Source organism: Luminiphilus sp. nBUS_16 (assembly GCF_051201645.1).
GTDB lineage: Bacteria > Pseudomonadota > Gammaproteobacteria > Pseudomonadales > Halieaceae > Luminiphilus.
Window position 1 is genome coordinate 3,353,837 of record NZ_CP179205.1, and the last position, 17,995, is coordinate 3,371,831.

Sequence of the window (17,995 nt, forward strand, 5' to 3'; positions counted from 1 at the left end):
ATTCCTTCAAACCATAAATTTTGAAGCACTAACTGACCCATGTCAGGTTGCGAATTGACCCCATCATTGTGATCGCCTGATCAGTCCCGACAGGACACTATCGATCGGCTAATACCCTTAAGTGTGCTTCATGCTGCCCACGATCAATGCGGTAAAAGCCAATAGCCACCAACATAATAATCCACAACAAATACTGACAGGGCACCAGCAGAGCGCCCAAATTCCATATGGTTTCTGCAGGGACTTCACTAGGCGCGGCACCACTGGGAAATGCCACCACCTGCAGCAACATTCCAGCGATAAACGTCCCAATACCCTGATTTGTTTTCTTGATAAAGGTAATCGCCGCAAAAAATACGCCTTCATTACGGCGCCCAGTTCTGACCTCAGCCTGCTCCACCAAGTCAGCAACCATAGAAGCCAATATAGCCTGCATGGCAATAATCATCCCCAAATCAATAGTCTGCAGCGTTAACAGCATAGGAAATAGCCGAGGATCCCCATTTTCTGGAAGCCATCCCAGCAGACGCAGAACTACAGCGGCAGGCTGTAACAAAAATGCAATGACTCCGAGCATGATCACTGCACGGCGTTTACCTAACCAACGTGAGACTGGAGGACCCACCATGAGACCTAACGTTGCCGACACGATGACCATAGCTGTCCAGTAAAAAATCTGAATGGAAGAAAACTCCCAAAAATATGTCAGCATCAAGAAGGTTAAAGCTGCTGTTAACCCGCCGGCGGCTGCACTTGCCATTCCGGAGATGAACAAGGCAAGAAAGCTCCTGTCTCCTAGCAGTTCAAAAATTTCCGCGAATATGGTCCGCAAACGCTTGGTAGGTCGAGCTGGAAAGTCGGTGATACGAACGTGGCTTTGGGTACCAAAGGCTGACAGTAAAATAATAGTGAAGATGAGCCCACCTGCTATCAGCCCGTAAGTTTCATAGCCCTCGCGGTTGAGGGTGCCTATGGCGTAATTTTCGGTGGGCACCAAAAGAAAGCCGAACATAAAAACCGCCAGCAAAGCACCCCCCGCCCAACCAAAAAAATGACGCCAAGCCTGCACTGTCGTGCGCTCATCGTAGTCTTGGGTGAGTTCAGGCATTAGGGCCGAGCTTGGTGTTTCAAAAAAAGTAATCAGCGTGCGAATTAAAATGGCAAAAGCGAGTAGATATAAAAACAGGCCCTGATTGCTCAACTCAGGGGGCTGCCACAATAGAAAATAACAGAGGGCGACCGGTAGCGCGCTTGCGTACATAAAGGGATGTCGACGGCCCAATCGCGAACGAGTATTGTCCGACCAATAGCCCACCACAGGGTCGCTGACCGCATCAACAAGGAGTGCAATCAGCAGCGCAGTGCCTGCTAATGCCGGCTCCAGACCCACTACGGTTCCGTAAAACAACAGTAAAAAATAGGCAAAGCCATTGTCTTTTATACCGTAGGCCGCCGACCCAAGGCCGTAGGCCAGCTTAACCCGCAGGGGCAGCGAGGTAGCGGTGGCGCCGCCATCAGTCAAGATTGAACCCCGGGGCTGCACGCCAAACGAATGCTGCCATGAGCCTATCGAAAGACAGGCAAGCGTCGGCTTCTTGCTTCAGTAAAATATCCATGCCCCACACCTTTTTATTTTTTTCCGCCACCACTGAGGCTGTGAAACCTTGGGCTAAAGTGACGGTTAGAGCTTAGATCATAAACAAACTTTTCACAGCCTCTCGCTCTCGATACGCTTGGTCCCACTGACGCAGAGCCTCTCGCTCGCCGATAAGATCCGTCTCAGTAAAACGCATAAATTGCAAAAAAGCCGCGAGGGTACAATCGCTTACACCAGGGTCAGGACCCTCCACAAACTGTCGACCATCACTTAAAAGCGCCTCGACGTAATCAAAGCCTAATTGAATACGCTGAGCGAGCTCCTGGGCTCTCGGCAAATCTGCCGGAAGACCCAAGGGTGATTTTTGACAGTGAACATATTGCGCCATGTCCAGTGCGATACGCATTTCAATAACGCGCTCTATATTACGCGCCTTGGCTTTGTCTTCAATGTGATCAGGCCGCAGACAAGGACCCGCAACTGCGTCTTCCAAATAATCAATAATGGTCAGCGACTCCGTGATGAATTGCCCTGACTTCAACTCTAGTACCGGCAACGTGCCCCAAGAATTTCTCGCTAAATGCTCCGGCTGTCGATGTCGGCCTTTTAAGGTGTTCACCGTAATACGTTCAATGTCGAACTCACAGCCGAGGGCTTCACGCTCGGCTAAATATAGGGTGACGCGCATCGGATTGGGTGCCAATGGCACGGTGTAAAGTTTCATGAGCAGTCCTCTTTAATTGCCACCTTACAAAGTTTCAAACGTCTCAGGATCATTGGGTCCCACCTCACACCACACTAAACCCAGCGCGACTGATTGGCAGGTTGCGAATACGCTCGCCACAGGCGCTAAAAACTGCATTACAAACCGCGGGGGCTACGGGTGGTAAAGCCGGTTCGCCCGCTCCGGACGGTGGATAATCTGATGCCAAGAATTCGACGTTGATTTTTGGACTCTGGGGCATTCGCAACAGTGGGTATTGGTGAAAGTTCGTTTGTTCTATTGCCCCAGAACTAATGCTAATACGTTGATCTGCGAGCGCGCTCAAGCCATCGACGATACTGCCCTGAAACTGATTCTCAGCACCACTCAAATTAACAATTTGACCAAGGTCCGCAGCCACCCATACCTCATGCACAGTCACTGCTCTATCTGCGCTGACAGAAACCTCGGCGACTTCAGCGACATGCCCAGCGTGACTAAAAAAGAAGCTCAACCCCAATCCCCGGCCTTCAGGTAACACACGGCCCCAACCCGCTGATCGAGTAACCGCCGCAATAACCTCGCGCGCTCGGACCGTGTTGAGGCTAGCCAAATCATCGGGTTTAAACCACTTATCCTCACCGAGTGCAGCCATTAAAAAATCTCGGTGGTCTTTGCCAGCCGCCTCTGCTAGCTCGTGCAGGAAGCTTTGTTCTGCGAAGGCATAGACGTTAGATATGGGCGCACGCCATGCCCCGGTAGGGGTTTTGGAGGCCACCAGGGTCTGTGAAACATGAATATTAGGAACCACATCGTCGGGAAAGTTATAGCCCCGATAACCTGCACCGTAATTAGCTTCTTCCCCGTCAGAGGACACCGACACCACGTGATTTCGCCAACCGGTCAAAGCTCCCGTTTCAGACAGTGTCGCCTGCAATCCAAAATAGGCCGGTGAACGATAAAAATCGAACGCCATATCATCCTCGCGCATCCACTGCAGCTTGACCGGCTTACCGATGTGTTTTGAGATAACCGCCGCTTCACGTACATACTCATTCGAAAGACGCCGGCCAAACCCACCGCCGCCCCGAACCTGATGCACCGTGATAGCTTCCGCTGGAAGTTCAAATAACTTCGCTAAGGTAGCCTGGGCATAACCCGGAGTTTGGCTAGAGGTCCACACCTCAATCGCCGTTGCGCTAACGTTTGCCACACAACTCTGCGGCTCTAACTGGGCGTGAGAAACAAAATCTGTCGCGTAAACACCGCTGACGACCCTGCTGGCATTGGCGAAAGTCCCCTGGGGATCGCCCGCGCTTTTCACCTCTCGCGCTCCCGTCGGCCGCTGGGCCGCTTTGAGTGCAGTCGCCTCAATCGCCAAAGAGTTGTCGGTCGATGCCGCACTGACATCCCAGTCGATTTTTAAACTGCGCCTGGCCTTAATGCCAGCCCAAGTGTTCGAAGCGACAATCGCGATGCCCCCCGCCACATGGACACTTTTACTGAGGTCAAAACTCGGAGGCCCAGCATCGCCAGCAACAATAAACGCATCCAGTATGCCCGGCAGGGCTTTCACCTCATCAAGGTTCGCGGCTTTGGGGACGCCACCAATTTGCGGACACTTAACATAGGTGGCGTAAACCATGTCAGGAACTGCGACATCAATACCGAAAATGGGCCGCCCACGCACGATATCCGCTGCTGCTGCATTTACAATACGCTGCCCCAGCAAACGATAATCGGCTCGAGCCTTTAATACCACCTCACCATCGCCAGGCACTGGCTGTTCTGTCGCGGCGGCGACAAGTTCAGCAAAGCTGGCACTGCGACCCGAAGGTGGGTGAATCACTTTCGAAGGTTGTGTTGTTAGCTCACCTCGGGGAACTCGCCACTGCTGGGCCGCGCTGCGTAACAGCATCTCTCGTGCAGCGGCTCCCATTTGACGCAGTTCATTCCACCGATTGCGAACCGACAGTGAGCCGCCCGCAAACTGGGCGCCGTAACGAGTGGCATCAATTGGCGCGAGAACAACTTCCACGGCCTCCCAATCGGCATCAAGCTCTTCAGCTACGATCATGGGAAGCGCAGTATTAACGCCTTGGCCAACATCGGGATTAGGTGCTGCGATGACGATACGACCGTCATCATGAATGACCACATAGGGATTAAGCGCGTTTGCTGGCGCGGACGTTTTCGCGGCCGCCAACACGGTGATACCCCCACTGCTCAGGGCAAGGCCAAAACTCGAATAGCGAATAAAGTCCCGCCGCTTCATACCCTTATCGATAGCCGAGCTCATGCCGACACCCCATCATCGGATTGCCGCTCAGGGGTGCCCTGTCCGACCTCATAAAACGACAAACTCTGTAACTGGGTCGAGGCTGTCTGTATCGCGTCAACGATCCGAGAATAGGTACCACAGCGGCAAATATTGCCCGCCATAGCGCCCTCAATAGCTTCCAAGGATGGATTTGGATTGCGCTTTAGCAACGCGGCTGCGCTCATGATCTGACCCGCCTGGCAATATCCGCACTGAGCAACATCATGGGCTATCCAAGCGTCCTGAACTGGATGCAAAGCATCACCTGCAAGCCCCTCGATAGTGGTCACATCGCGTCCAGTGATGGCTCCCAGCGGTAACTGGCAGGAACGGACTGGCATGTCGTCTAACCAAACTGTGCAAGCGCCGCACTGTGCGACGCCACAGCCATACTTGGCACCCACCAAACCCAACAGGTCGCGCAAAGCCCACAACAGGGGCATATCGGGGTCCACATCTGGCAAGTCATGGGATTTGCCGTTGATATTGATTTGCATTGTTTGCTGTCCTTCACCTTCTTTACTTCATTGTAAGGCACTTGCTGTGCCGTACTCTTACACTGGCTTGGTTTTTAACAGTGCCAATTCCTTGGGTTGGCCCTATCGAGACACCGCGCGTGCGTAGGGAACACTCCCCCGCCAATAGCACCAAGCGCCAAAAATGCAGGTCGAGAGCACCACCACTAACGCCCAACGAATCGAATTAGCACCGGTGTAGGCAAAATAATCGCTGAGCATACCCACCACTAAAGGGCCCAACCCAAGACCTAACAAATTGATAGCTAAGAGCATGAGGGCCGACGCCTGGGTGCGCCAATGTGCGGGGACCAAATTTTGAACCGCGGCGTAACTGGGGGCGATCCAGAAACTGGCAAATACGGCGGAAATACCCATAAACACTAACGCAAAGGGCAGTCCGTCCGGCCCTCCAATGCGATGAGTTTCGGGCCATAAAACAAAGGCTAATTGGGTAGGCAGGGCAATAAGCAAGCCAATGACCGGCACGCGCAATTGCCAACGGGGATCCTTACGCGCCAATCGATCAACCAGCAAACCTCCAGTAACCGCACCCAAGGTGCCACCAAAAACGCCAATCAGGCCCAGCCAAAGACCGGCGTCGACCAACGACATGGCATGCACGCGCACTAGAAAGCTTGGCGACCAAATTCCCAATCCATAACCAGCGATACCCGCAAACCCCACCCCTGATGCGATCCATAAAAACCCGGGAAGCCGGGTTATACCTTTGATCGCCACGAGCAAGGATTCATCACCCACCGCAGAGCGAGGCTGGCGACGGGGTTCTTTGACGGTAAAAAATAAGAGAATGGCCAATAAGACACCGGGGATTCCAAATACTAGAAAGACCATGCGCCAACCGAGAGCCTCGGCTAAGAGGGCGCCACCAAATAGGCCCACAAGAATGCCCAAATTAGGTGCCGCGGCAAGAACGCCTTGGGCTAACGCCCGCCGCTCCGGCGGAAAATAATCGGTAATTAAGGCTTGTGAGGGCGGCGTCCCTCCGGCCTCTCCAATACCCACACCCACTCGAAGGACGGCGAGGTGCGCAAAGCTTCCTGCCGTGGCGCAAAGCGCTGTAACAGCACTCCAGGTAGCCATCGACATTGCCAACACATTGCGCCGGGACCAGCGGTCGGCAAGGCGTGCCACGGGAATGCCCAAAACGGCGTAAAAAAGTGCAAATGCCAGTCCAGAAAGTAAGCCCATTTCTGTGTCAGAGGCATTGAACTCCGCTTTTATCGGCTCCAAAAGAATCGTCATTACCTGACGATCTACAAAATTGAAAACATAGCCTAAGGTGAGCAGCGCAAGTACGTAATTACGATAGCGTGTACTAAACGCCTTGTAGGGTGCCCCGTCTTCAACGGAACTTAATGGCTCGTGAGTTTCGGTATCAACTGATGTAGTCACGGGCACGTCCGGCATTCAGCTTTTCGAACCACGGTTTCGCACCAATAGTCGCGGAATCAGAACAGGCGTGTCGCGTAAATAGGCTTGATACGCGGGATCATTACCCCACTGCGACACGCCACGGTGAGCCAAAGTCGGAATACCGCTAATTCGCGTCAGTAAAATCACCACAAAAAGTGGCGAGAGCACCGTGGCAAACTGCCAGCTCTGCATAACGGGCAGTGCTGCCAAAAACACTCCCGCCCACAGCATGATTTCACCCAGGTAGTTCGGATGGCGACAAATTGTCCACACGCCACGAGAGATAAACTGCCCAGCGTTATCTGGGTCCTTACGGAAATCACCCTTCTGCTTGTCAGCAACGACCTCCAAGGTAAAACCCCCAAACCAGATCAACAGGCCCAACCCAGCAAACCCAGTAAGTGCAGCATTAGGCGTCAAAATCGCGACCAGTGCCGCGCTGCTCGTCAGGCTCACCCAGACACCCTGCAAGGTCCAAACGAGCAAGAAGTGCCAGAAGGACTGTTTAATTTTACGAAACCGGCGATCCTCCCCCACATCGGCGATACGCAAAAATAAAAAAGTACCCAGGCGCAGGGCCCAAACCACCACTAAAGCGGTCATTACATAGCTATAAGTACTTGGCGCCGGGTTCAGCATTAACGCCAGTAACACCGCACTAATGAAGGTCAAACTGCCGATGAGATCGTAGAAGCGCTCGGTTCGCGCCCACCAGGCGTAGCCGAAGCCCAAGAGCTGGATAAGAAATATCGCTGCGAAGATAACAGGAAGTACCGACACACCAACAATTCGACTATCCAATGGATTTATAAGGCCCGCATAGAGTAAGCAAACCAGAACTAACAGCGGCGGCATCAGATGCTTTTTGGTCAACATGAATTAGCTAACCTCATCAAGGGCAGCAGCGAGCTGCCCTCTGGGCTTGTTGATTCACCGATTGACCCCCGGCTGTAGGTTGCTGCACCAGTCATGGTGCTGTACCGGGAGGAAAATCTCCCAGCAGCTCACTGGCGACTGCCGTCGTGGCCTTGTAGCGCTCACTCATTGTCGGATGATCTTTTAGCCGGCCTTCAGCAATACCGCGCCAAACAATCTTTCGGGTACTTGCATCAATAACGTCGAGGATCGCTGTGCCCTCGTCATATTCACGCACAGACGGCCCCGAACTGTAACCAACCATCACCGAGCTGCCATAACTGCCCGCCGAAACACCACCGTGCATACCTTTGTCGTACCCTGTGGAGTGAATAATCTGCTGACGCTGCTTGGAGACGGTGTAATTAATCCAAAAATCAGCACCCTCGTCTTTGCTTTCGCGCAGATTGTGCACAGCAAGCTCCTTGCTAACCACTTCGCGAATGCGTTTATCCGATGAATTAAATTTTCGGTATTGAGCTTCACGCGAGTGCACGACGTCGTCATACCAACGGTAGGTTTTAAAGTTTGAGAAATCAAAATCCTGATCGTAGTCGAGCTCGTAGGTCGGCTTACTCGCACAGGCCGAAATCATGCCTACCACTACAATGAAAAATACAGTCCGAAACATTAAGGTAACCTAGCGGTGATGAACGCCAAGGAAGAATACACGTTTGACCCCAATTTGACTGCCCCGTTGGATACTCAATAATGATTACCCTCGCATTTCTATCGGGCACCGAAAACATTCCCCTCCATGCCATTACCCAGTGGCGCAGTGGGCTTTCGGCAGCCGATCAACAGCGAATTGCGTTAATGAAGGGAGAACCCCGAAAAACCGAGTTTGTAGTGGCGCGAACGCTACTCCAGACACTGGCTCGGAACCGTTTGGGCGTATCCGCCGAAGTTGTGTCAGCTGTAGACACTGCTCCGAGGTTACTCACCGCCGACGGTCGGTCAATTGCCTGCAGCATCAGCCACTCGAACAAAGCGATCCTCGTCGGGATCAACACGGTAGGATCCATTGGAGTGGACGTAGAACACCACCGGCCCAGATCAGTAGCTAAGGTGGTGCAGCGCTACTTTTGGCCGGAGGGTCAAACCTATTTTGGCAACTGTAACGAGGCCGAAGGCAGGGCTTGGTTTTATCGCCAATGGTGCATACGTGAAGCGCTGGTGAAATACCAAGGTGATGGCAATCTTTTCCAACTATTGGGAAGACCGCTTAATTTATCCTCGGGGACAATAGGCCTGATCAGCCAAAACAATACCCGGACTGTGGCTGTCATAAGCTCGGGAGGGGTCCGGCCTGAACTGTGTTTCCCGAAGCTCGATCAAAATGGGCAATGGGAGTTTTCTCCTTTAAGCCCCGAGACGGACTTAGCTGAGTTGACCCCCCTACCGAACCAATAACTTGAGCAGATCTAACCTGACCTAAAGAAAGCCGTGGCAGATCAAGAACCGGGATTCTGTACTCTTGGTGTGCGTCATAGGCCACAGTCTCAATCTCAAACGGTGCCAATGCTGCTCGATATATCAACATCTCAACAACAGCAGCCTGACCGAAGTAACGAGCCCACACTGCCTTGGCAGCGTAAAAAGCCTGCCCCCTCGTTAATTTTAGGAGTGCAAACTGGTCACCATTCGACGAGGGCTGGAGGCAAACCCCTTTGTTTTGTATCAGGGTGTTGGCCGATCGTGGGCTTACGGCTTGCCAAAGTTTGATCATTGAGTGAGCTTGCATCGCGATAGTGCTTCCTGTGGCAACATTAGAACGATCAATTTCTCGCAGTTTTATGACCATTCAAGCCATCAAATCCTCCCCACCAAGGCTAAAAAATGTTGAATTGTGGCGCTCAAAATTTCAACCCTTATGCGCTGTAGCAATGCGACCCCAACGCCAATACCCCATGTTATGGCTCAGGGCTCAAACCTATTTTCAGCGCCGCGCAGCTGGCGAGAGCGTTTTGGGAGCCGAGCTCATAAAAGTCCGAAAAACAGGCCTCGTGCTATGGCTGACATGGGCACCACCCTCTAACCCACAACCCTTGGGTGAGTTACTATCCCGCCACACATTCGCGCGACTCATCATTCTCGCTTACTTGGAATCCACGGCACCATGATCAGGATCACCGCATTTACCTCCCCCGACCTCAGCGTCGATAACTGGGCGATTAGCTCAGGCGATGCTTGGTGCGTAGTGGGGCCCAATGGCTCGGGAAAGCAATTCATTGACCGACTGTTGTTGGGGCAGCTCGAGGGCGATGGCCAAGGGTCGGTCACCCATGAGCTGCCTGTAACGGCGATAAGCTTGGTGTCTTTCGAACAGCAGCAAAGCATCTTTGAGCGAGAGTTAAAGCTTGCGGCTACCGATTTACTGCCTGAAAGCGAAACTGCCACCCGGGCGATAGACTTTTTACCGACCGATAAAACCAATGACCCCCTTTTGGATGCATTGAATTTGCGCCACCGATTAGATCGACCGTACACCCAGCTCAGTACTGGAGAGAGCCGTAAATTGCTCATTGCTCAAGCCCTACTCCAAGGCGCCGAAGTTCTTATTCTTGATAATCCGTTCGATAGTCTCGACCACAAAGCCTGCGAGAATCTGTCGGCGGCATTAAAGTCGGTTTGGGAAACAGGCACGACCATCGTATTTTTGTTAAGCAACCGCAGTGACATACCCCAGTGGTGTGGCGCCCTGGCCACGGTACAAAATGGCTTGCTCACATGTCTTGATGATGACGAGCCAGCTCAAAAAGAACAATTTCTGGAGGCCTTATTTTCATCGACAGACCAGCCAGACTGGCCGGAGCAAGCGAAGCATCTCGCCGATTTCCCTCACGAGTACATTATTGACATCGCCAACGCATCGGTGAGTTACGGCCAACAGACCGTTCTGCGTGACCTGACCTTGCAGCTAGCGCCCCTTGAGCACACCTTAATTACCGGGGAAAACGGGGCGGGCAAATCAACCCTGCTCGGCTTAATCACCGGCGACAACCCGCAAAGTTACAACAATGACGTTCGAGTGCTGGGCTACCGACGGGGTCACGGAGAGTCTATTTGGGAGTTGAAGCAGCAGATGGGTATCGTTAGCAGCGAACTCCATCGATTTTACCGGGTACGTTGCGATGCCCTCACGGTGGTTTGTTCCGGTTTTTTCGATTCTATTGGTGTGTATGAGCAGATCAGCGAAGTTCAGGTGAAGATTGCCAGACAGTGGCTGCAAGCGGCGGGCCTGCGCGAACACGGCTCGGCGCCCTTTCACACAATGAGTTACGGCGAGCAGCGTCTGGTCCTCATTGCCCGTGCCTTGGTCAAGTCGCCATTGCTGTTGGTTTTAGACGAGCCAACTCAGGGCCTTGATGAGTTAAATCGATCAAGAATTTTGGACTTACTGACCACACTCGAAAACCGCCGTCATACCACACTGATCTTTGTCAGCCACCGGCAAGACGAATATTTGCCACTTTTTAAGCGGCATCTACATTTGAAAATTCCCGTGAACGAGGATAAAGATTTTCAATAAAAGCTGACTCAATGGCTGCAGGGGGTCGACGTAAACCGAGGTAGCGACTAGTCTCAACCCGACACATCAGGTGTCTCGGGATATACGTGAGATCGATAAGTAAAATTTTTGTAGTGACCGCGGTGCTTATTAGCGCCCTAGTCGCAGGCGCCTTGATCACAAAAGAAAGTGATTTTTTTCGAGACTTTGTTGCTCAAAAAGTCAGCCAGCTGCTTCAGCGAAACGTCACCTTCTCAAATCTTGACATCGACATCGATATTGACCAATCAATCAACATTACCGTGACCGATGTTGCCATTGCTCAACCCGCAGGTTTCACCGGACCTGCATTTTTAGACCTAGCCTCTGCTGAACTCCATGCCTCGATTCCTGATCTGTTGCTTGGCCAACCAAAAATCAAGTCTCTGTCATTAACCCAACCTAAACTCCACCTCATTCAAGGCTTGGAGGGCCACCCCAACTGGCGGTTTGACCTCAATAATGCCCCGGCGACCGCAGTTGCGCCGAGCAAACCCCCAAAAGGCATACCGGTTTTTTTGGAATACGCCACCATTGAAGATTTACAGCTCACGCTGATCGATAACCAAGAAAAAATCAGGACACTGCGGGTCGACGCCACGCTGGAGCAAGATTCCAGTGGGGCAAAATTGGCCGTTATCGGGGACGTGAATGAGGCGCCCTTGCAAGCCAAAGTCACCGCCTCCTCCGCCGATGCCCTTACCTCTCTTACCGATGTTAATTTTGGCCTCGACATGAATTTGGGCGACGTACATCTGGAAGGTAAAGCTCTCGTGCGCGATCTCAGAGCACCGAATACGCCCCAAATCGAAATCGTCCTGCAGGGGCCAAGCGTCGAATACTTCACGGAGCTGTTCAAACTGCCGCCTTTTAGTCAAGGCGCCCTAGACCTAAGCATTTCTGTACAACCGGGTATAGAGCAAATGGTTGTTCGGCTGGACGGTCTAGTAGGCGATTTTTCTGGGGTTGTCAGTGGCACCGTCAATGATTTCCGAACATTGACCGATGTTGAATTGGCCGTTGCGGTAAGCGGACCCGACATAGGTCGTCTCGCAGATTTACTGGGGGCACCGAATTTCCCCCACGTGCCCTTTAGCGCGACAGGTAAAGTCAAGAGAGACCAGCAGCGGCTGAATGTTAGTGAATCTCGTATCAACATAGGGCGGCTGCAGATAGCAGCAGGGCTAGACATTCCAAATTTAGCGACTCCGATTCAGGCTAATTTATCGGCACAGGCGTCGGTACCTGCGATTGAGCGTTATCAAGATGTGCTCCAGCTGCCCGAAGAAGTAAAAGGCGCCGTTACGGCGCAGCTCACTCTAGAAACCGACAAGCAAAATACCAAGCTGAGCAGCTTGATAACTACCGAGTACGGAGAACTTAAGGCCGACGGATGGTTGCGTGGCCAGCGCAAATTGACAGGGACTTCGTTGACTCTCGCGGCTAAAGGCGATGATCTGGGCACCTTGCTCATGCTAGCCCATCAAAAACCCAGCTTCCGTGACCGTTGGTCACTGAACACAGACCTGCTGGTCACTAACAATGACATCGAACTGAGCGCAGGAAAGCTCGTGGTTGAAGGCATTTCAAGCGACTTCACAGCCAAATTTCCACGCAAGGATCCTGCCGCTAATTTTACCACTGCCCACAAAATGACAGTTGCCAGCCCGAGACAAACGCTCAGCCACTGGCTGCGAAATGGCAACACTCTCGCTCTCATCCCAAACCAAACGACCACCGGCAGCTTCCGTGCCGATTGGTCTGAAGGCACCCTGAATCTGCAAAATCTTGCTATTGCCCTTGCAAAAACTGAGATCCAAGGAGCTGTGACAGTGATCCCAAAGCAGCAATCAGTGGCCGGTGACTTGAAACTGCAGGGAGAGAATCTTACTGAGCTTCTCCCGACCACTCTCCTGCCCCCTGAAATTCCACAGGGTCAACTCGACCAACCACTTAGTGCTACCAGTAAATTCACAGTCACCCCAAAAGGCGTGGAGGTTAAAGACTTAAAACTTCAGATCGGTGACTTGGCCGTCAATGGCGATGCTCAGTTTTCAAAGGGCACAGTCGACGTCGACGCTATGTTCGCCGTGGAGAACGCTTATGAATGGGTGGTCACAGAAAATGTCACGGCTCTAACCGAGCCGCTGACTATGACAGCGAAGATTAATCTGTCTCAAAGTGAGTCTGGGGCATCGATTCGGGAACTCACATTAAACACAGCCGCCGGCGCGACCATTTTTTCAAAGGGAGAGCTTCAGTTCGGCGAAAATTTTTCTGGTAGCGATCTAGAGGTCCGACTGGACCTGCCAGACTTGCAACGACTAGGTTGGCTAGCAAACCTCGCCCTGCCAAAGATTCCTCTAAAACTTGAAGCCTTATTAAACGGAGACGAATCACACCTCATCGCTGACACGTTGAAGGTTGAATCATTAGATTCTGAATTCAGCGGCCAATTAAGGATTAGCGACCCATCACATCCCAACATTCAATTGGCACTTCACAGTAGCATGATAGATCTACGGCCCCTTTATGCGGTGGAAACAACAACCACCCAAAAGGCGTCTGTTTCCCAGGCAGCGCCAGTTCAATCTAAAAAGGAAAATCGAAGTACGTCAGGATCAAGGGGGGAAAATGCAGCCGCGAAAAAGAGAAAAACCGCCCGCAATAAAAGAGTCATCCCCCTCGCCGAAATCAATCTGGAATTCCTGCAACACTTTGATGCTGACATCAATCTCACAACCGATCGGCTCATAGCTCGCAAACGACGATTTGGTAACATCGAGCTGATCAGTCATGTCAAAGACGGGCACTTTATCGTTGATAAAGCTGTCGTAAAAAGTGAATCAGGCGGACGCGTTGAGCTGTCGGGGTTCGGTGTTTCAGGGGTCGATGAACAACACTTTGGCCTGACGATAGAAGGTGAAAATGTCAGACCCTTATTGCCGAATTCCACCATTGAAGTTGATGATCTAGCAGCACTACCCCCAGCAGGGTTTTCGGGTGAACTTTTTGGCTCGGGAAACACAGCGCGAGAGTTAGCGCAGAACTTAAATGGATCACTACAGATAGCGCTGAATGCGGGGGTTATTCCGGGAGAGCTGTCAGGCTTTTTTACCAATGACTTCCTTGCAGAGCTCGTATCGCTTCTCGATGTTGTCGAGGAGGAGGAAGTCACTGTACTGCGTTGCGGAGCAGCGTTTGCGGAAATTCATAATGGCAAAGTGAAAGGTGATCCCCTTGCTATCGTCATTTCAGACAAATTAGCTATTGTCAGTAAGGGTCAGATCGATTTGCACACTGAAAAGCTGTTCTTGGCCTTCAATACCGTCCCACAAAAAGGCTTGGGAATCAGCGCAACTACCGCCTTTAACCCCTTTGTCGGTGTTGCCGGCACCCTAGCCCGACCTCAAATGTCCCTAGATCCTGAGGGCACCATTGTCCAGGGCGGCCTCGCAGTTATGACGGGGGGTATCTCTCTGATTGGAAAAGGCTTCTTCGATCGGTTGTCGATCGGCAAAAATTCCTGTGCCAAAGCTGCAGCTAAGGCGGAGAAACCGCGCCAAGCCTCTCGGCAGGCCTTTGAAAAATTTCGCAAAGCGGTCCTGCCCTAATCCTCATGCGACGGTGCGCAGTAACAGCCCTAAGATTTTTCATCGTGCGCAATTTAGTTGTTAAATAGCCGGCCGTAAGGGAGTAACTCAACCGCCCGCCCAGGGCCCTGAACTCGATTTAATTTGCCGATTTTTGTCCAAGTGGAAGCAGAGGTTGGCGCGATCCGGCATGACCTCTAGACCCCAGACGGTGAGTCGCTGGAAAAACTGTACGAAGCGTTCAACACCCATTCGATCCATCAAGGCATCATCTCCGCCTGAAGGGCGCTGCTGCAGCGCACTGAGCTTTTGCTCTTGCTCCCAACGCCAGTCGACCACAGTGTCAAAATGCGGGGCTTTCAGCACAACAAGCGCGGTTAAAAGATCGAACACCGTTTTGTATCCCTCTGCCAGCGCTTTATTGACTTCCCCCCGCCAAATAGCCTGCGGGTCTTGGTCCAACTCCATGTGATTAATGGCCTGCCCTAACCGATATTGGGACTCGGGAGGAACACCCACACACCAACCCTCGAGTACAACCACATCGACGTCACAAGCAACTACTGACTTTTGCGGTGGCGCTCGATCATCTCTCGCTTTATCAAACTCAGGGATGGAAATGTCTTCTTTGCTTCGCATAATCACTGCCCGTAAAGTCATTTCTAACAACGCAATATCGTGAGTACCGGGCACACCGCGAGTCGCAAATAATGGGTGTATAGAGTCAGCCAAAGATCGACGCTGATGTTTGGTTAAATAAAAATCATCTATGGATAACCGCAATACATTTAAACCGGCGATATCCCCTAACCAAGCGTCCAGAAGCGCCGCTAAAGTGCTTTTCCCTGACCCCTGACACCCATGAATACCGATAATTTGAGGAGACGTCGCTGCTTGTTCGTTGCAGCGCTGCAAAACAGACTCGACCAGCGGTGCAAACCAAGTTTCGGCGGTTTCACGATAACTGCTTGGCAAACGCTCTTCCTCGAGAAAAGTGCGCCAAAAAATATCTCCCGGAAATTTGTGTGTTTGGTCATCCATGAACTTGACGCTTCTCCTTCTCATCATTGGCTCGTCGCGTAATTTCTCAAGATTGGCAATCAACTGTGATAAATGACAGCTCCCAAGCAAGTACTATGTACTTTGCCCCAATGAGCTAGCCGTGTATGTTATTGATAATGATGCCCCACCGGGGCAATGCTGACCATTTGACGCTAACCGTCTAAGGACACCCCTTGAACTTTTCCAAACTCATTGCCGATATCAACGCCTCCAAACCCGGTCCTGAGACAGCCGCAATTTTTGATTTTGATGGCACCATCATCGCGGGATTTTCCGCAACCGTTTTTCTTCAAGACGCATTGACGCGTGGCGAACTGAAACCTGATGAGCTCTACGAACTGACCCGCGCACTGACCGGCTTTGGCTTGGGCAATATGGGCTTCTCCGCGCTCATGGCGGTGCACGCCCAGTATCTTGCAGGGCGGGACGAAGACGAATACACCCGTAATAGCGAACGTTTGTTCCGCAAAAAAATCGCGCGGCTTATTTATCCTGAGGCGCGGGAACTGATCGCAGCCCATCAGGCAAAAGGCCACTCTGTGGCGATTATTAGCTCAGCAACCCCTTACCAGGTGCTGCCTGCAGCGAGAGACCTAAACATTGATCGCGTGTTCTGTACCGGACTCGAAGTGGAAAACGGTTGCTTTACCGGGGCGGTCGTAAAGCCGACCTGTTTTGGTGAAGGAAAAGTGGATGCCGCTCAGACCCTAGCAAGAGATACCGGCGCTGACTTAAGCCAAAGCTTTTTTTATTCTGATAGCGTCGACGACATTCAATTGCTGGAGTACGTAGGGCGCCCGGTCACCTTGAATCCAAGGAAACGGCTCAAACAAATAACCAAAGAAAATAATTGGCCCACAACAACCTTTGATAGTCGAGGGCGCCTCTCCGTCAACCGATTTTTGCGGTCTGTTGCAGCGACGGGATCACTCGTTGGTAGCGTCGCGGCGGCGCTGCCCCTCTATGCGCTCACCGGATCTAAAAGAGATTCCCTGAACTTTTCTATCTCGCTATTTGCAGATACCTGCAGTGCACTCATTGGGCTCAACCTAGAGGTCACCGGTGAAGAGCATTTATGGGCACAACGCCCCGCCGTGTTTATGTTCAATCATCAGAGCAAAGCTGACGTCGCCGTAATGGCCCGCCTAGTGCGACGCGATGTTGTTGCCGTTGGTAAAAAAGAAATCCAACGCATGCCTTTGATCGGCCAAGCCATGGGGGCTGCAGGGGTTGTCTTTATTGACCGATCTGACCGTAACAAAGCGATTGAATCGATGGCACCTCTTGCGACCGCTATGAGAGAGGAGGGTCAATCGCTTGTGATCGCTCCAGAAGGTACCCGAGCCCCGACGCGCAAGTTGGCGCCGTTCAAGAAAGGGGGCTTCCACATGGCTATGCAGGTGGGAGTACCGATTGTTCCGGTTGTGATTCATAACGCCGGGGACATCGCTCCGAAAGGGGACTTTGTTTTTAAACCAGGAACCGTTCGTGTCGATGTGTTGCCCCCGGTTGATACCACCGGCTGGTCCCTCGAAAAAATGGATGAGCAAGTGACCCTAGTTCGCAATATGTTCCTTCAAGCTTTGGGGCAACCGGAACAAACTGTGGCGCAGACGCTGGAAGAGCAAAAGGCGCTGCCGGAAGATATGCGCCCTGAGAAAGCAGGCAAGGCGACTAAAAAACCCAAAAAAGCAAAAGCTGCGGCCAAGAAAAAGCTTCTCAGCAAACGCCCAAAGACGACCGGTACAACGGCTAAAGTGGCTTCAAAAGGCCGACAGGTAGCGGGCAAAGCAACAACTCAGGCCAAAACCAAGGTCGCAAAGACATCGACTGCCAAACCGACATCTACAGCCACGGCCAAACCTAAGTCTGCGGCGAGCCCGACAGGGGCCTCAAAAGGCCGACAGGTGGCGGGCAAGGCGACGACCAAGGCAAAAGCTGAGGCCGCCAAGGCATCGACATCGGCCGCCAAACCTACTTCTACAGCCAAGGCCAAAGCTAAGGTCGCCAAGGCACCGACATCGGCAGCCAAGCCTAACTCCAAGGCGAACCCTGCAGTGGCTTCAAAAGGCCGACAGGTGGCGGGCAAGGCGACGACCAAGGCAAAACCTAAGGTCACCAAGGCACCGACATCGGCAGCCAAACCTGCATCTGCGGCCAAGGCCAAAACTAACGGTAAAAGTAAGGCGCCGGCAAAATCAGTAGGGGCAAAAAAGGCCATGACAAGGAATTCACGCACCGATAACAAGCCCCGTGGGGCGTCCGTGAAGCCCAAGCTGGCGTCGACGCGGTAACTTTTGGTA

The 17,995-nt window shown here is 52.3% G+C and carries 12 protein-coding genes; 4 read left to right on the forward strand and 8 right to left on the reverse strand.

Annotated features, from left to right (window positions below):
- Positions 1 to 97: 97 nt before the first annotated feature.
- The 7 genes from ACMAY6_RS14775 to ACMAY6_RS14805 form a co-directional block, all read right to left on the reverse strand.
- A complete protein-coding gene (locus tag ACMAY6_RS14775; RefSeq protein WP_435213064.1) occupies positions 98 to 1,522 on the reverse strand; it encodes an MFS transporter in 1,425 nt (474 codons plus the stop codon).
- Positions 1,523 to 1,688: 166 nt separating this feature from the next.
- Positions 1,689 to 2,321, reverse strand: a complete 633-nt coding sequence (locus ACMAY6_RS14780; protein ID WP_435213066.1) for a glutathione S-transferase family protein — start codon at positions 2,319 to 2,321, stop codon at positions 1,689 to 1,691.
- Positions 2,322 to 2,385: 64 nt separating this feature from the next.
- A complete protein-coding gene (locus ACMAY6_RS14785; RefSeq protein WP_435213068.1) occupies positions 2,386 to 4,599 on the reverse strand; it encodes a molybdopterin cofactor-binding domain-containing protein in 2,214 nt (737 codons plus the stop codon).
- Positions 4,596 to 5,117 carry a (2Fe-2S)-binding protein gene (locus tag ACMAY6_RS14790; protein ID WP_435213069.1) on the reverse strand — a complete coding sequence of 174 codons (522 nt, stop codon included), beginning with the start codon at positions 5,115 to 5,117 and terminating at the stop codon, positions 4,596 to 4,598. The genes ACMAY6_RS14785 and ACMAY6_RS14790 overlap by 4 nt, the downstream gene beginning before the upstream one ends.
- Before the next feature lie 102 nt (positions 5,118 to 5,219).
- Positions 5,220 to 6,551, reverse strand: coding sequence for a spinster family MFS transporter (locus ACMAY6_RS14795; RefSeq protein WP_435213070.1), 1,332 nt, complete (start codon positions 6,549 to 6,551; stop codon positions 5,220 to 5,222).
- A gap of 15 nt (positions 6,552 to 6,566) precedes the next feature.
- Positions 6,567 to 7,448, reverse strand: coding sequence for a DUF1295 domain-containing protein (locus ACMAY6_RS14800; protein WP_435213071.1), 882 nt, complete (start codon positions 7,446 to 7,448; stop codon positions 6,567 to 6,569).
- A 91-nt stretch (positions 7,449 to 7,539) separates the two neighbouring features.
- Positions 7,540 to 8,118, reverse strand: coding sequence for a DUF4136 domain-containing protein (locus ACMAY6_RS14805; protein ID WP_435213072.1), 579 nt, complete (start codon positions 8,116 to 8,118; stop codon positions 7,540 to 7,542).
- A gap of 80 nt (positions 8,119 to 8,198) precedes the next feature.
- On the opposite strand from ACMAY6_RS14805, the gene ACMAY6_RS14810 reads away from it, so the two are divergent.
- The 3 genes from ACMAY6_RS14810 (at position 8,199) to ACMAY6_RS14820 (ending at position 14,651) form a co-directional block, all read left to right on the forward strand.
- A complete protein-coding gene (locus ACMAY6_RS14810; protein ID WP_435213074.1) occupies positions 8,199 to 8,900 on the forward strand; it encodes a 4'-phosphopantetheinyl transferase family protein in 702 nt (233 codons plus the stop codon).
- A gap of 706 nt (positions 8,901 to 9,606) precedes the next feature.
- The gene (locus ACMAY6_RS14815; protein WP_435213076.1) at positions 9,607 to 11,019 is read left to right on the forward strand and encodes an ATP-binding cassette domain-containing protein; all 1,413 of its coding nucleotides are present in this window, start codon (positions 9,607 to 9,609) and stop codon (positions 11,017 to 11,019) included.
- A gap of 86 nt (positions 11,020 to 11,105) precedes the next feature.
- On the forward strand, positions 11,106 to 14,651 hold the full coding sequence (locus ACMAY6_RS14820) for an AsmA family protein (protein ID WP_435213078.1): 3,546 nt from the start codon (positions 11,106 to 11,108) through the stop codon (positions 14,649 to 14,651).
- Positions 14,652 to 14,738: 87 nt separating this feature from the next.
- Here ACMAY6_RS14820 and ACMAY6_RS14825 read toward each other — a convergent pair whose 3' ends face one another.
- Entirely contained in the window at positions 14,739 to 15,671 is a 933-nt protein-coding gene (locus tag ACMAY6_RS14825; protein ID WP_435213080.1) for a phosphoribulokinase, read from the reverse strand.
- 194 nt (positions 15,672 to 15,865) lie between these two features.
- Between ACMAY6_RS14825 and ACMAY6_RS14830 the strand changes: the two genes are divergently transcribed.
- The gene (locus ACMAY6_RS14830; protein WP_435213081.1) at positions 15,866 to 17,986 is read left to right on the forward strand and encodes an HAD-IB family hydrolase; all 2,121 of its coding nucleotides are present in this window, start codon (positions 15,866 to 15,868) and stop codon (positions 17,984 to 17,986) included.
- The last annotated feature ends 9 nt before the right edge of the window (positions 17,987 to 17,995 follow it).